Origin of the sequence: Pseudomonas sp. BR20, from assembly GCF_050780135.1 — a bacterium.
Lineage (GTDB): Bacteria > Pseudomonadota > Gammaproteobacteria > Pseudomonadales > Pseudomonadaceae > Aquipseudomonas.
The window spans coordinates 1,584,541-1,599,313 of sequence record NZ_CP172012.1; the positions used below are offsets into that span (position 1 = coordinate 1,584,541).

At 61.2% G+C, this 14,773-nt stretch carries 12 protein-coding genes; 5 read left to right on the forward strand and 7 right to left on the reverse strand.

The genetic code is table 11. The features are described from left to right. Positions 1-39 precede the first annotated feature (39 nt). The 4 genes from ACHPFG_RS07145 to ACHPFG_RS07160 all read left to right on the forward strand — a co-directional run bounded on the left by ACHPFG_RS07145 (position 40) and on the right by ACHPFG_RS07160 (position 5,233). Positions 40-1,140, forward strand: coding sequence for an efflux RND transporter periplasmic adaptor subunit (locus tag ACHPFG_RS07145; protein WP_431701943.1), 1,101 nt, complete (start codon positions 40-42; stop codon positions 1,138-1,140). A 6-nt stretch (positions 1,141-1,146) separates the two neighbouring features. Next, complete coding sequence (locus ACHPFG_RS07150; protein WP_431701944.1) at positions 1,147-4,212, forward strand: efflux RND transporter permease subunit; 3,066 nt, start codon at positions 1,147-1,149, stop codon at positions 4,210-4,212. 2 nt (positions 4,213-4,214) lie between these two features. Continuing rightward, a complete protein-coding gene (locus tag ACHPFG_RS07155) occupies positions 4,215-4,808 on the forward strand; it encodes a LysE family translocator (protein WP_431701945.1) in 594 nt (197 codons plus the stop codon). A 218-nt stretch (positions 4,809-5,026) separates the two neighbouring features. Beyond that, positions 5,027-5,233: a hypothetical protein gene (locus ACHPFG_RS07160; RefSeq protein WP_431701946.1), complete on the forward strand. Its 207-nt coding sequence runs from the start codon at positions 5,027-5,029 to the stop codon at positions 5,231-5,233. Between the two features lie 124 nt (positions 5,234-5,357). Here ACHPFG_RS07160 and ACHPFG_RS07165 read toward each other — a convergent pair whose 3' ends face one another. Genes ACHPFG_RS07165 through plsB form a run of 3 tightly spaced genes read right to left on the reverse strand, consistent with a single transcriptional unit; the run spans position 5,358 to position 9,027 of the window. Beyond that, positions 5,358-6,047 (reverse strand): DUF4197 domain-containing protein, encoded by a 690-nt coding sequence (locus tag ACHPFG_RS07165; protein WP_431701947.1) that lies wholly within the window; start codon positions 6,045-6,047, stop codon positions 5,358-5,360. 22 nt (positions 6,048-6,069) lie between these two features. Beyond that, on the reverse strand, positions 6,070-6,471 hold the full coding sequence (locus ACHPFG_RS07170) for a YbaY family lipoprotein (protein ID WP_141605634.1): 402 nt from the start codon (positions 6,469-6,471) through the stop codon (positions 6,070-6,072). Positions 6,472-6,522: 51 nt separating this feature from the next. Then, on the reverse strand, positions 6,523-9,027 hold the full coding sequence (plsB, locus tag ACHPFG_RS07175; RefSeq protein ID WP_431701948.1) for a glycerol-3-phosphate 1-O-acyltransferase PlsB: 2,505 nt from the start codon (positions 9,025-9,027) through the stop codon (positions 6,523-6,525). A 180-nt stretch (positions 9,028-9,207) separates the two neighbouring features. Between plsB and ACHPFG_RS07180 the strand changes: the two genes are divergently transcribed. Further along, the gene (locus tag ACHPFG_RS07180) at positions 9,208-9,417 is read left to right on the forward strand and encodes a cold-shock protein (protein ID WP_065886074.1); all 210 of its coding nucleotides are present in this window, start codon (positions 9,208-9,210) and stop codon (positions 9,415-9,417) included. 132 nt (positions 9,418-9,549) lie between these two features. Here ACHPFG_RS07180 and ACHPFG_RS07185 read toward each other — a convergent pair whose 3' ends face one another. The 4 genes from ACHPFG_RS07185 to ACHPFG_RS07200 all read right to left on the reverse strand — a co-directional run bounded on the left by ACHPFG_RS07185 (position 9,550) and on the right by ACHPFG_RS07200 (position 14,645). Beyond that, positions 9,550-9,927 (reverse strand): hypothetical protein, encoded by a 378-nt coding sequence (locus ACHPFG_RS07185; RefSeq protein ID WP_065948851.1) that lies wholly within the window; start codon positions 9,925-9,927, stop codon positions 9,550-9,552. A gap of 54 nt (positions 9,928-9,981) precedes the next feature. Further along, positions 9,982-10,791, reverse strand: a complete 810-nt coding sequence (locus ACHPFG_RS07190) for a putative RNA methyltransferase (RefSeq protein ID WP_131697267.1) — start codon at positions 10,789-10,791, stop codon at positions 9,982-9,984. After that, entirely contained in the window at positions 10,791-11,942 is a 1,152-nt protein-coding gene (gene dapE / locus ACHPFG_RS07195) for a succinyl-diaminopimelate desuccinylase (RefSeq protein ID WP_131697266.1), read from the reverse strand. Before dapE ends, ACHPFG_RS07190 begins: the two co-directional genes overlap by 1 nt. 111 nt (positions 11,943-12,053) lie before the next feature. Next, positions 12,054-14,645, reverse strand: a complete 2,592-nt coding sequence (locus ACHPFG_RS07200; RefSeq protein WP_431701949.1) for a glycosyltransferase — start codon at positions 14,643-14,645, stop codon at positions 12,054-12,056. Positions 14,646-14,773: the final 128 nt, after the last annotated feature.

The window sequence follows — 14,773 nt, forward strand, 5'->3', positions numbered from 1 at the left end:
ATAATTATTCCTAGCTTCATTTGCGAAAGGTCCTTCAGCATGCGCAGCACTTTCCTGCCCTTTGCGTTGCCTGTCTGCCTGGTCTTCCTGTTGGCCGCTTGCGGCCATGAAGACCCGATTCAGACTACCGTCCGCCCGGCCATGGTGGTGCAGCCGCAGCCCTCGGCGCAGTCGACGGACAGCTACCCGGGTGAAGTACGCGCTCGTTATGAGCCGGACCTGGCCTTTCGCATCGGTGGCAAAGTCAGCAAGCGTCTGGTGGAGGAGGGCGAGCGGGTCAAGACCAACCAGGCACTGGCGGAACTTGACCCTCAGGATGTGCGCCTGCAACTGGAGGCCGCCCGTGCCCAGGTGGCCGCTGCCGAGGCCAACCTGAGCCTGGTGCGCGCCGAGCGTGATCGCTACAAGACTCTGATGGACCGTCAGATGGTCAGCCGTTCCCAGTACGACAATTCCGAAAACCTTTACCGTTCCGGCGAAGCTCGCCTCAAGCAGATCAAGGCCGAGTTCGACGTGGCCAGTAACCAGGCCGGTTACTCCGTATTGCGTGCTCCCCAGGATGGCGTCGTCGCCAGGCGCGTGGTGGAAGTCGGCCAAGTGGTATCCGCTGGCCAGACCGTGTTCACCCTGGCCACCGATGGCGAGCGTGAAGTGCTCATCAGCCTGCCCGAACAAGGGTTTGGGCGCTTCAAGATCGGTCAGCCGGTAGCCGTGGAATTGTGGAGCCAACCGGACCAGCGTTTCACCGGGCGCATTCGTGAACTGTCGCCTGCGGCGGATCCAAAATCGCGCACCTTCGCGGCTCGCGTTGCCTTCACCGGCGGCAAAGTCCCGGCGGAACTGGGTCAAAGCGCTCGCGTATTCATACAGACCGATGGAGTTATTCCGCTGTCGGTGCCGCTGTCTGCCCTGAGTGCGGAGAACGGTGCGTCCTACGTCTGGCGTGTACAGCCGGACAGCACCCTCAAGCGCACACCGGTACGCATCGGTGCCTTCGGCGAAAAAACCGTACCAGTGCTGGAGGGCTTGACCCCCACCGACTGGGTGGTCGCAGCAGGCGTGCATGTGCTCCACGAGGGCCAGCAAGTGCGCCCGGTGGATGGCTCCAACCGTATAGTGAACCTGGCGGCCAAGGAGTAGTCCCCGATGGCTTTCAATCTTTCCGAATGGGCGTTGCGTAACCGCCAGATCGTACTGTTCCTGATGATCCTGCTGGCTGTGGTCGGTACCTTGTCCTATACCAAGCTGGGGCAAAGCGAAGACCCACCGTTCACCTTCAAAGCCATGGTGATCAAGACCAACTGGCCCGGCGCTACGGCCCAGGAAGTCTCGCGCCAGGTCACCGAGCGCATCGAGAAAAAACTGATGGAGACCGGCGAATACGAGCGCATCGTCTCCTTCTCTCGCCCGGGAGAGTCCACCGTCACCTTCATTGCGCGCGACTCCATGCACTCTGTGAAGATTCCTGAGCTGTGGTACCAGGTGCGCAAGAAGATCAGCGACATCCGGCAAACCTTGCCGCCGGATATCCAGGGGCCGTTTTTCAACGATGAGTTCGGCACCACCTTCGGCAATATCTACGCCCTGACCGGCGACGGCTTCGACTATGCCGTACTTAAGGACTACGCCGACCGCATCCAGATTCAGCTGCAACGGGTGGCGGATGTGGGCAAGGTCGAGTTACTTGGCCTACAGGATGAGAAGATCTGGATCGAGCTGTCCAACCTCAAGCTCGCCACCCTCGGCCTGCCGTTGGCCGCTGTACAGCAGGCGTTGCAGGAGCAGAACGCGGTGTCCACTGCCGGCTTCTTTGAAACCCCGAGCGAGCGTGTGCAACTGCGTGTGTCGGGTAACTTCAAGACGGTGGAAGAGATCCGCAATTTTCCTATTCGTGTCGCTGATCGAACCTTCCGCATCGGCGATGTTGCCGACATTCACCGCGGCTTCAACGATCCACCGGCGCCGCGCATGCGTTACATGGGGGCGGATGCTATCGGACTGGCCGTGGCCATGCGTGATGGCGGCGATATTCTGGTGCTGGGCAAGGCTCTCGAAGGCGAATTCGCACGCTTGCAAAAGAACCTGCCGGCGGGCATGGAGCTGCGCAAGGTGTCAGACCAACCGGCAGCGGTGAAAACCGGCGTCGGCGAATTCGTGCAGGTGTTGGCCGAGGCGTTGGCCATTGTATTGCTGGTGAGCTTCTTCTCCCTGGGGGTACGCACCGGCATGGTGGTGGCCCTGGCGATACCGCTGGTGCTGGCAATGACCTTTGCCACCATGTATTACCTCGGCATCGGCCTGCACAAGATCTCCCTCGGTGCGCTGGTATTGGCCCTCGGCTTGCTGGTGGATGACGCGATCATCGCCGTGGAAATGATGGCAATCAAAATGGAGCAGGGCTACGACCGGCTCAAAGCTGCCAGTTTTGCCTGGACCAGCACCGCCTTCCCGATGCTCACCGGCACGCTGATCACGGCGGCGGGCTTCCTGCCGATTGCTACTGCGCAGTCGAGCACAGGTGAATACACGCGCTCGATTTTCCAGGTGGTGACCATCGCGTTGCTCGCCTCATGGGTCGCCGCCGTGGTGTTTGTGCCGTACCTGGGGGAAAAGCTCCTGCCGGACCTGGCGAAGATTCACGCGGCCAAACACGGCACCGATGGTCCGGATCCCTACGGCACGCCGTTCTACCAACGTGTAAGACGCTTGGTGGAGTGGTGCGTGCGTCGGCGCAAAACCGTGATTGTGCTGACGTTGCTGCTGTTTATCGGCTCGGTGGCGTTGTTTCGCTTTGTGCCACAACAGTTCTTCCCGGCCTCGGGCCGCCTGGAGCTGATGGTCGACCTGAAACTAGCTGAAGGCGCTTCCCTGAGCAATACCGCTGACCAGGTCAAGCGCCTGGAAGCCTTGCTCAAGGAGCACGCCGGCATTGATAACTATGTGGCCTACGTCGGCACCGGTTCGCCGCGTTTCTACCTGCCACTGGACCAGCAACTGCCAGCGGCCAGTTTTGCGCAGTTCGTGGTGTTGGCTAAAACCATCGAGGGACGCGAAAGCCTGCGCACCTGGCTGATCGAAACGCTTAACGAACAATTTCCCGACCTGCGCTCCCGTGTCACCCGCCTGGAGAACGGCCCGCCCGTGGGCTATCCGGTGCAGTTTCGCGTCACCGGCGAACACATCGAGGAAGTCCGCGCCCTTGCGCGGAAAGTCGCGGCCAAGGTTCGTGAAAATACCCACGTGGTCAACGTGCACCTGGACTGGGAAGAGCCGAGCAAGATCGTCTACCTCAATATCGACCAGGACCGCGCCCGCGCACTCGGCGTCAGTACCGCCAACCTGTCGAAATTCCTGCAAAGCTCACTGACCGGCTCCAGCGTCAGCCAATATCGGGAGGACAACGAGTTGATCGAAATCCTCCTGCGCGGCACCGTCCACGAACGCACCGAGTTGTCGCTGTTGCCAAGCCTGGCGGTGCCGACTGACAACGGTAAAAGCGTGGCCCTGTCGCAGATCGCCACTCTCGAATACGGCTTTGAAGAGGGCATTATCTGGCACCGCAACCGTCTGCCGACGGTGACCGTGCGCGCCGATATCTACGGCAAGGAACAACCGGCGACCCTGGTGCAGCAGATCCTGCCAACCCTTGAAGGCGTGCGCGCCGAACTGCCGGATGGCTACCTGCTGGAAGTCGGTGGCACCGTCGAAGACTCCGCTCGCGGGCAGAACTCGGTGAAGGCCGGCGTGCCGCTGTTTATCGTGGTGGTGCTGACCTTGCTGATGCTGCAACTGCGCAGCTTCTCACGCTCCGCGATGGTTTTTCTGACCGCGCCGTTGGGCCTGATTGGTGTGACGCTGTTCCTGCTGGTGTTCCGCCAGCCCTTCGGCTTTGTGGCCATGCTCGGGACCATCGCGTTGTCTGGGATGATCATGCGCAACTCGGTGATCCTGGTGGACCAGATCGAGCAAGATATCAAGGCCGGCCTGGCGCCGTGGCAGGCGATTATCGAAGCTACGGTGCGGCGTTTCCGCCCGATTGTGCTGACCGCCCTGGCGGCGGTGCTGGCGATGATCCCGCTGTCACGCAGTGTGTTCTTCGGGCCGATGGCGGTGGCGATCATGGGCGGCTTGATCGTGGCGACGGCATTGACCCTATTGTTCCTGCCGGCCCTGTATGCTGCGTGGTTCCGAGTGAGGAAGGACGTCGAGTAATCATGCTGGCCACTGTTTCTGCCCTGATGTTGTTGCTGCTCGCCCCCGGCCCGACCAATACCCTGCTGTTTCGTGCAGGGGGGCTGTTCGGGTTCCGGGCTTCGTGGACACTGGTATTTATCGAGTGCCTGGCCTACGTGCTGCAAGTCTCGGTGTGGGGCGTAGCGTTGCTCTACCTGGCCGCTTACTCCCCTTGGGCCGTCAAACTGATCCAGTTGGCGGCGGGTACTTACTTGCTCGTGGTGTCCTGGCGCTTATGGCGCAGCGCAAAAACCTCGGACGGTGTGACCCAGGATCGCTTCACGGGTGGGTATTTTTTCTGGATGACGGTGATGAATCCAAAAGGGCTGTTGATCGCCTCGTTGATCGCGCCACCGGATACGTTTACCCACTGGACCGGCTACCTTTCCTTCATGTGCACGCTGGCATTGGTCGTGGTTCCGGTCGGGTCGGCCTGGATCGTATTCGGCGTCGGTGTCGTCGGGCGCGGGCGTCAATGGTTGACGCCGCGTGTCATCAACAGGACTGCTGCGCTCGCCATTGGTTGTTTTGCCTCGGTCCTGCTTGGCCGCCTGGCGACCTCGATTCTCAACTGACGCGATCCGTCCTGCTGCGGTTATGACGGTGTCTCAACGCGTGGCCCACTCAGGCCGCTCATCTGGCATGTACGGGGCTGCTGGAACATCGCGCTGTTTCTTACGAGGGACGGAACCATTCAAGCCTGTTCGCCACACAGCATTACCCGCCCGCATGCAGCGAACCTGCAGCTCGCGGGCGCCGGGCGTTGGTTTAAATTGAATTGGAAGGAGAGATGATGCTTTTACCTATATTCACGTTACCGCTGCAAATCATGAGCTCGATGCTGGGCGGTGGCATGGGGCTCGGAGGGGGGATGCGCCAGAACCCACCTATCAACATCAATATCAACAATCACAATAACAACCTGAACGACAACCTAAACGCCAACCAGACCTCGATCAACCTGTCGAGTCTTCCGGGCAGGCCTTGGATACGTTATTAAAAGTACCCCTTATGGCTTGGGTCATGAGCGTTGAATGCTTTGACCCCTGGCGCTGCAGCAAGAAACAAAAAAGCCCTGAGGTCATCAGGGCTTTTTCGTGGCTCAGTACTGTCTTGCCTGCCGTTTAAAGTGCGCCGAACACTTTCTTCGCCAAACTGGTGGCCGCAGCCGCCGGGTTCTTGCGAATCGTCTCTTCCTGCTGCGCAATCATCTTGAACAAACCATCCAGCGCCTGCTCGGTCACATAGTTTTCGACGTTGGCGCTCTTGGCATCCACGGCGCCAAATGCGGCGGCCTTGCCGGCCAGGGCGTTGTATTGCTGGGCCACACCCACTTTGTCGGTGGCGGCCTTGACGATCGGCAGGAACTTGGCGCGGATCTGTTCGCGACTGCTCTTGTTCAAGTACTGGGTGGCGGAGTCCTGGCCGCCGCTGAGGATGCCCTTGGCGTCGGTCACGCTCATGTTTTTCACCGCGTTGACCAGGATCGGCTGGGCCTGGGTCACGGCGGTTTCAGCAGCTTTGTTCATGCTGTCTTCCAACTGCGTGACCTGGTCACCCATGCCGAACATTTTCAGTTTTTCGGCGACTTTGCCCAGCTTGCCCGGCAGGCCGATCTTCACTTCAGGGTTGTTGCTGAAACCGCCGGGTACACCGAGTTGTTTTACGGCGATCTGTGCGCCTTGGGTCAAGGCGTCCTTGAGGCCGCCGCTGGCGTCGCCCTGGGACAGGCTACTGAGGTCCAGAGCCATGGCATTGGCGCCGAGCAGCAGGCCGGCACACAGGGCAGTGAGGCGAAGGGAGTTGCGGAGCATGGGCGCTTCCTTATGTTCGAAGTCAGGGTGCTACGGCGTTCACGCGCACGCGCAGCGGCTGTGGATCCTGGCCGTTGAGCTGCACTGTGTGCCGTTCGGTGGTGATAAACAGTAGCTTGCCATCCAGTTCGATGCGAGCGCTCACCGAATAACTGTGGCCCGGCTTGACCTGTGCCGGGTCGTAGGTCAGGTGAAACGGCAGCGGTACCTGGCCTTTGACCGGACCTTTCTGTTCGGCGAGGGTCACGGCGGGTGCATCCGCCAGGGACACGTCCTGGAGGCTGACACTCAAGGTGGCGGCGGGTGGCAGGGCAATGCGTTGCAGGTAGAACACTTCGCCGTCGAGGCTGGCCTTGGGGGTGGGATGCATGGATTGGCAGGCTCCCAGCAGGGCGGTGAGGCCCAGGAGAATGATTTTTTTCATGGTGCAGCTCCTTTTCAACGGCGCCAGCATCCAACTGGCGCCTTGTTCAATCTAGCGTGTTTCTTCTGCTTCCACCGGCGCTTCCGCCGCACCATCCACACGGTGCAAGGCCACCTGGCGGATCGACAGGCGAATCTCCGCGGGCAACACGCGTTTGGCCGCGCCTTCGGCCAGTTCGCCGAGCAGATCGTGGTAGCTCAACTTGCCGGCCTCGTCGCGGCGCAGCACATCTTGCTCCAGCAAGGTCTGGATGAAATGTCGGAAAAGGCTCTTGTCGAAGAATTCCGGGGCGTTGAGGCCATGCAGGATCGACAGGCGCTGGGCCATGATTGTGCACAGGTCTTCCAGTTCTTCGGCGCTGATGCTGTTCTGGCCGCTGTTGAGCAGCAGCGAGATCGCCATGTAGAAGCGTTGCAGGGTCTGTGCGATGGTTTTGGACAGTAGCGTCAGCAACACGAAGTGTCGTGAGCTCGGTGCCGGGCGCAGGTACACGTTGTTTTCGAAGCGCAGCAGGCCTTGTTCGACGAACGCGTCCAGCCATTGATCGACCACGGTATCCAGCTCTTCCAGCGACCAGCGGATAAACAGCTCCGATTGCAGGTACGGGTACAGCGCATGGGTATAGCGCAGGATCTGTTCGCGACTCATCCGCGAGCTGCTCTGGAAGAAGCTGGCCAGCAGCGCCGGCAGGGCGAAGATGTGCAGCACGTTGTTGCGGTAGTAGGTCATCAGGACGGCGTTCTGCTCGTCCAGGTACAGAATCTTGCCCAGGGCATCGCTCTGTTCCGACAATAGATCCATGTCCTTGACGTGCTTGATCAGCGCCAGGCCGTCGCCTTCGGGCAAGGTGGTGTGCGGCGAATAAGGCACGCGGCGCAGCAGCGCCAGGTACAGGTCCAACTGGCGGGCCATGGCCTGTTCATCCAGGGCCAGGCGTGTGGTGGACAGTAGCGCCAGGGCGACCAGGTTCACCGGGTTCACCGCGGCGGCTTCGTTCAAGTGGCGGGCCACCTGCTCGCCGAGGCGGTTGGTGGTTTCGTTGAGCCAGGCCGGTTTGTAGTTCGGGCCCAGTTCCTGGGCGCGCCAGTCCGGTTGCTCGGCGTCGAGGAATTCCGCCAGCTTGATCGGCTCGCCGAAGTTGACCGCGACCTGGCCAAAGCGCTGCTTGAGTGCGCCGACCACTTTGAAAATATCGAAGATCGACTCTTTCTTCTTGCTCGCCCCACGCAGCTCGCCGAGATACGTACGGCCTTCGAGCACGCGCTCATAGCCGATATACACCGGCACGAACACGATCGGCATGCGCGAGGAACGCAGGAAGCTGCGCAGGGTGATGGCCAGCATCCCGGTCTTCGGCTGCAACATGCGCCCGGTGCGCGAGCGTCCACCTTCGACGAAGTACTCCACCGGGAAGCCCTTGGTGAACAGGGTATGCAGGTATTCGTTGAACACCGAGGTGTACAGCGGGTTGCCCTTGAAGGTGCGGCGCATGAAAAACGCACCGCCGCGGCGCAACAGGCTGCCGATCACCGGCATGTTCAGGTTGATGCCGGCGGCGATATGCGGCGGGGTCAGGCCGTTCTTGAACAGCAGGTAGGACAGCAGCAGGTAGTCGATATGGCTGCGGTGGCAAGGCACATAAATCACCTCGTAGCCCTGGGCAACCTTTTGCACGCCCTCGATGTTATTGACCTTGATGCCGTCGTAGATTTTGTTCCAGAACCAGCTCAGCACCACTTCCAGGAAGCGGATCGCGGTGTAGGTGTAGTCCGAGGCGATCTCATTGCCGTAGCGCAGGGCCAGGGCCTTGGCTTTTTCCGGACTGATTTTTTCCCGCTCGGCTTCGTCAAGGATGGCCTGGCGCACCAGCGGCATGTTGACCAGGCCTTTCACCAGATTGCGCCGGTGGGACAAATCGGGGCCAATCACCGCAGTCTTCAGGTTACGAAAGTGCACGCGCAGGATGCGTTGGGCCATGCGAACGGTGCGTTCGTGGCCTTTATTGTGCTCGATCAATTCACGCAGGTTGATGGGCGCGGAGAATTGCACGCGGGTCTTGCGTCCCAGGATCAGGATGCTCAACAACCGGCGTAGACGCCCGGTGACCGCCCAGCTGTCGGCAAACAGCAGTTTCCACGGGCTGGACTCGCTGGCAGGGGTTTGCCCCCAGAACACGCTGACCGGAATGATTTGTGCATTCTCTTCGGCGTGTTCGCTGAGGGTGTTGACCAGTCGGGTCAGGGTCGGCGGGGCGCCGCGCTTGTCCTGACGCCCCAGCCAGTCCGGCTCGGGCGTGAGGTAGAAGAACGCCGCGGGTTCCATCAACGGGCCTACCGATACCGGCAGCACCGGGCGCGGCAGGCCGGCCTTGGTGCACTCGGCATCGACCACGGCCAATTCGGTGAGGGAGGGCGATTGCAGGACGTAAAACACCGGCCGGCTGCGGTCGAGGTTAAGGGTTAGGGACGACTGGTTGATCGTCTCCGAGCGAACCCAGAGGTACAACAGTCGGCGCAAGGTGCCAAATACCAGACGGCGGAACGGGGAGCGGGTCATAGGCGAGCTGCTTCAAGTGGGAAAAACCGAGCAGGCGCTCGGGCGGGTAGTGTGCCGTATTCGCCGAAAATCGGCAAAAAAGCAGCGATGTAAACTTGAGTTGATCGTTTTTGAGCCTGTCTTATACTCGGCAGTTCAACGCGACCGGCTCAACAATAACAATCAAGTGGGAGTGAACAGATGACAACGCGCGAGACAGGCAATGTGAAGTGGTTCAACGACGCCAAGGGCTATGGCTTTATCCAGCGTGAAGATGGCAAGGATGTGTTTGTGCACTACCGCGCCATTCGCGGCGATGGCCACCGTTCGTTGGCCGAGGGCCAGCAGGTGGAATATGCCGTGGTGACTGGCGAGAAGGGGTTGCAGGCAGAGGATGTGGTCGGTCTGTAGTTCATCACTGAACCCATGTGGGAGGGGGCTTGCTCCCGATGGCAGAGTGTCAGTCACTGAATACATTGGCTGATACACCGCTATCGGGGGCAAGCCCCCTCCCACATGTTGATTGTGGTTTACTGTTCAGGCTCAGGCAGTTTTCCAGGTGATCTGCTCTTCACCGTCTGCGCTGATGCGAATCCAGGTGTCGGCGCTTTCCTCACCTTCCTCCTCGACCCAGCTTCCCGGCGCGCAGCGCACTTCCACGTTCAGTGCAGCAAACGCAGCGCGGGCGCAGGCAATGTCGTCTTCCCACGGCGTCTGGTCACTTTCCAGGTACAGGCTGTTCCACTTGCCCACGGCTTTCGGCAGCCAGGTGACCGGCACATTGCCGGCCTTGCACTTGTAGGTCTGGCCACGTTGGACCCAGTCGCTGCAAGGGCCCAGGGCGGCGCCCAGCCAGGCGGCGATAGCCTTGTAGTCGACGTCGGCGTCCTTCAGGTAAATCTCGATATCGGGTTGGCGCATGGATATTCCTCGTTGCGGGATTCGAAAATCCATTCGCGGATGTTTAAAAGTCGGTTATTGAAGCACGAAATAATCGTAGCGCATCGACACCGTGACCAGCAGCGGTTCGGCCGCCTCGATCACCTCGGCACGGCGTTCGGCACTCGCGCGCCAGCCGTGAGGGGTCATGGCCAGCAGGTTGGCGCGGTCCTGGGGCTCGGCCAGGCTCAACGTGAATTCCAGGGTTTCGCTGTGCGCCAGGCTCATGCCGTCCGGCACCAGGGCGAGGTGCTTGTCGTCGGTGTACTCGCGCACTTCGTCGTACAGGCGCTCGCGCAGTTCCATCAGATGGCCGCTGGTAGGGCCGACCTTCATCAGGCCTCCGCCCGGGCTGAGCAGGCGCTTAGCCTCTTGCCAGTCCAACGGGCTGAATACACTGGCGAGGAACTGGCAGCTGGCGTCGGCCAACGGCACGCGGGCCATGCTGGCGATCAACCAAGTCAGCGCCGGGTTGCGTTTGCACGCGCGCTTGACCGCTTCCTTGGAAATGTCCAGCGCGTAGCCATCGGCATGGGGCAGGGCCGCGGCGATTTGCGCGGTGTAGTAACCCTCGCCGCAACCGATGTCCACCCAGCGCTGCGGTGCACGTTCGGCGGCCAGCTCGGCCAGGCGCTTGGCTACCGGGGCGTAGTGCCCGGCGTTGAGAAAGTCACGACGCGCCTCGACCATGGCCAGGTTGTCGCCCGGGTCGCGGCTGTTCTTGTGCTGCACCGGCAACAGGTTCAGGTAACCCTGGCGCGCGCGGTCGAAACGATGCCCGGCCGGGCACGCCACGCCATTGTCCACCGCATTGAGCGGTGCGTTGCAAATGGGGCAGGCAAGCATCAGGCGAGCAACTTGATCAGGGTCTGGTAATAGATTTCGGTCAGCACATCGAGGTCGCTGGCCAGGATCCGCTCGTTGACCTGGTGGATCGTCGCATTCACCGGGCCCAACTCGACCACCTGGGTGCCGAGGGTCGCAATGAAGCGCCCGTCGGAAGTGCCGCCACTGGTGGAGGCCTGGGTCTCACGCCCGGTGATCGCCTTGATGCTGGCCGACACCGCATCGAGCAACGCGCCCGGCTCGGTAAGGAACGGCAGGCCCGACAGCGCCCATTCCACGTGCCAGTCCAGGCCATGCTTGTCGAGAATCGCCGCAACCCGCTGTTGCAGGCCTTCGACAGTGGATTCGGTGGAAAAACGGAAGTTGAACACCGCCGTCAGGTCACCCGGAATCACGTTGGTGGCGCCGGTGCCAGAGTTGAGGTTGGAGATCTGGAAGCTGGTCGGCGGGAAGAAGGCGTTGCCGTTGTCCCAGTGCTCGGCGGCCAGTTCGGCCAGGGCCGGTGCGGCCAGGTGGATCGGGTTCTTCGCCAGGTGCGGGTAGGCCACATGGCCCTGTACACCGCGCACGGTCAGGGTGGCGCCGAGGGAGCCGCGACGGCCGTTCTTGACCACATCGCCCACCAGGGTGGTGCTCGACGGTTCGCCGACGATGCACCAGTCCAGGCGCTCCTTGCGCGCCGCCAGGCGTTCAATCACGGCCTTGGTGCCGTGGTGCGCCGGGCCTTCCTCATCGCTGGTGATCAGGAAAGCGACGGAGCCCTTGTGGTCCGGGTAGTCGCTGACGAAGCGCTCCGCCGCCACCAGCATCGCGGCCAGGCTGCCCTTCATGTCCGCTGCGCCACGCCCGCAGAGCATGCCGTTTTCGTCGATCAATGCGTCGAACGGGTCGTTCTGCCAGGCGTGCACCGGACCGGTGGGGACCACGTCGGTGTGGCCGGCGAAGCACAGCACCGGACCCTCGTGCTTGCCATGGGTGGCCCAGAAGTTGTCCACATCCTCGATGCGCATCGGCTCCAGCGCAAAACCGGCGTCGCCCAGGCGCTGCATCATCAGCTTCTGGCAATCGGCGTCGATCGGCGTGACCGAGGGACGACGGATCAGGTCGATGGCAAGTTGAAGGGTCGGCGAAAGGTCGGCATGGGCCGTCATGGGAAAACTCCGGAAAGCATGTTTGGAAGAGCAGGGCGGGCAGACAAAACGGCCGTTATCTTATAGCAAAACGGCGGCCAGAGGCCGCCGTTTAGTGCATTGCGCAAGTTTTTAAGCCGCAGGTGCAGGCTCAGGTGCCACTGTCGGTTTTGGCAGCGACGACAGGAACGCCATGATCAACGCCGCCACATACGGCAGCGATTGCACCAGCAGCATCACCACCCAGAAACGCATGTCATTGCTCGGCAGGCCTTGCACCAGGTAGATCCCCAGCGCGGCGCCCCACAACAGCAGCATGATGAACATTTCTTCGCGGGCTTCGGAAATGGCTACCCAGAAGCCGTGGTTATCCGCGTTTTTCGGTGTACGAAAGAACGGAATGCTGGTGGTAAAGAAGCCATACAGCACCGCCTTGGCGATGGTGTGGGACAGCGCCAGTCCAGCCAGGGCGGCGCAGAACGCGTCCTTGAGGTTCACGCCCACGGCGCGGCGGTAGAGGAAGATGATCTTGCCCACCTTGAACACGAACAACGCCAACGGCGGGATCGCGAAAATCAGCAGCGGCGGGTCGACCCGGGTCGGCACGATGATCATCGCCGCCGACCACAACAGCGCGCCGACGGTGAAGAAGATGTTCATGCCGTCCGCCACCCACGGCAACCAGCCCGCGAGGAAGTGGTAGCGCTGGCCACGGGTCAACTCGGTGTCTTTGCCGCGCAGCAGGCTGGCGGTGTGACGCTTGATGATCTGGATCGCGCCATAGGCCCAGCGGAAACGCTGTTTCTTGAAGTCGATAAAGGTATCCGGCATCAGGCCCTTGCCGTAGCTGTCGTGGTAGTACGCCGCCGACAGGCCTTTCTCGAATACCCGCAGGCCCAGTTCGGCGTCTTCGCAGATGCACCAGTCGGCCCAGCCCAGTTCCTCGAGCACCGAGCGACGGGTCATGGTCATGGTGCCGTGCTGGATGATCGCGTCGCGGTCGTTACGGGTGACCATGCCGATATGGAAGAAGCCTTTGTATTCGGCGTAGCAGAGCTTCTTGAAGGTGCTTTCGTTCTGGTCGCGGTAGTCCTGCGGCGACTGCACCACGGCGATTTTCGGGTCGGCGAAGTGCGGCACCATGTGCTTGAGCCAGTTCGGCGACACGCAGTAGTCCGAGTCGATCACCGCGATCACTTCGGCATCCTTGGCGGTGTGCGGGATCAGGTAGTTCAGTGCACCGCCCTTGAAGCCGGCCAGGGGTGCGACGTGGAAGAACTTGAAGCGCGGGCCGAGGGTTTCGCAGTAGTCGCGCACCGGTTCCCATACCGCCGGGTCCTTGGTGTTGTTGTCGATGATCAGGACTTCGTAGTCCGGGTAATCGAGGGCGGCCAGGGCGTCGAGGGTCTGTTTGACCATCTCTGGCGGCTCGTTGTAGCACGGCACATGGATCGACACTTTCGGGCGGTAGTCTGATTCCCCTTCCACCGGCAGGAATTCACGCCGGCGCTTGTGGGTCCAGACCGCTTCCGCCAGTTCGTGGGCTTCGGTCAGCAACACGATGAATACGCCGAGGGCGCCCAGAGCCAACAAAATGCCAACGGTTACGCTGAACCACGTGCTGTATTGCTGGCTGTAGTCGTAGCCGATCCACACCAGTACCGAACCGCAGAGGAACGCAATAAAGGTCAGGAAGGTGCGGCCACGCTGGCGCAGAGATGAGCCGTCAATCATCAGCAGGGTCAGGGACAGCAATGCGAGCACCACCGACCCGATCGCCAGGACGCGCCATTGCGGGATGGCAACGACGGGCCCTTCGAAGTTGAACTTCTGCTGGCGCGCGGCGTTATACACGCCCCAATAAGCGCCGGCCGAGCCTTCGTCGCTGACTTTCCAGGGCTGGTCGAACGCCTCGATCACGAAGTAGTTGTAGCCCTGGCGATTCAGCTTGTTCACCAGCGTACGCAGGTAAATCGCCTGGTCTGCCGGGGACGTTTCATTACCACCGCGCATACGACCGTTGCTTGGCCAGCCAACTTCCGACAGCAGCAGCGGCTTTTTCGGGAACAGTTTCTTCAGATCCTTGGCGCGGTCGAGGACATACTGGCCGGCCTTGTCCATCGGGATGTATTCCCAGAACGGCAGGATGTGCGCGGCGATCAGGTCGACGTGCTTGGCCAGTTGCGGGTTCTTTTCCCAGATATGCCATTGCTCGGAGGTCGTCACCGGGACTTTCACGGCGGCGCGCACCCGGTCCAGCAGCACAATCAGCGCTTCAGGGGTGATCTCTTCACGGAACAGGGCCTCGTTACCGACGACAACCCGCACGACACTGCGCGAGCTGTTGGCGATCTCGATGGCGCGCTGGACTTCGCGCTCGTTACGCTCCAGGTCCGGGCTGATCCAGATCCCCAGCGTTACGCGCAGGCCGAACTCTTCGGCGAGTTTGGGAATGTCCCCCAATGTGCCGTCGACCGAGTAAGTACGGATGTTGTCCGTCAGCTTGCTCATGATCTCCAGATCGCGACGCATCTGTTCGTCGGTGGGGTACTGGTCTTTCTGCGGGAACTGGCCTTGCTGGAACGGCGAGTAGGAAAAACCGGAGATCTGCTCGGGCCAGTTGGGAGCAGTGACCGGGCGGTTGATCAGCGCCCAGAAGCCGGTGAACAGCGCGGCAATTGCCAGCACTACCACCAGGTTGAGTCCAAATTTACGCGATGACATGGCTATTTCGGGTTCCAAAGGGTGCGGAACGAAAAGAGGTGTCGGCCTGCGCCGAACGGCGCGCATCCTACACCGGCCGCTCCCTGAGCGTATAGCAGACAGAGAAAAGCCGGACGTTAGTCAGCGAA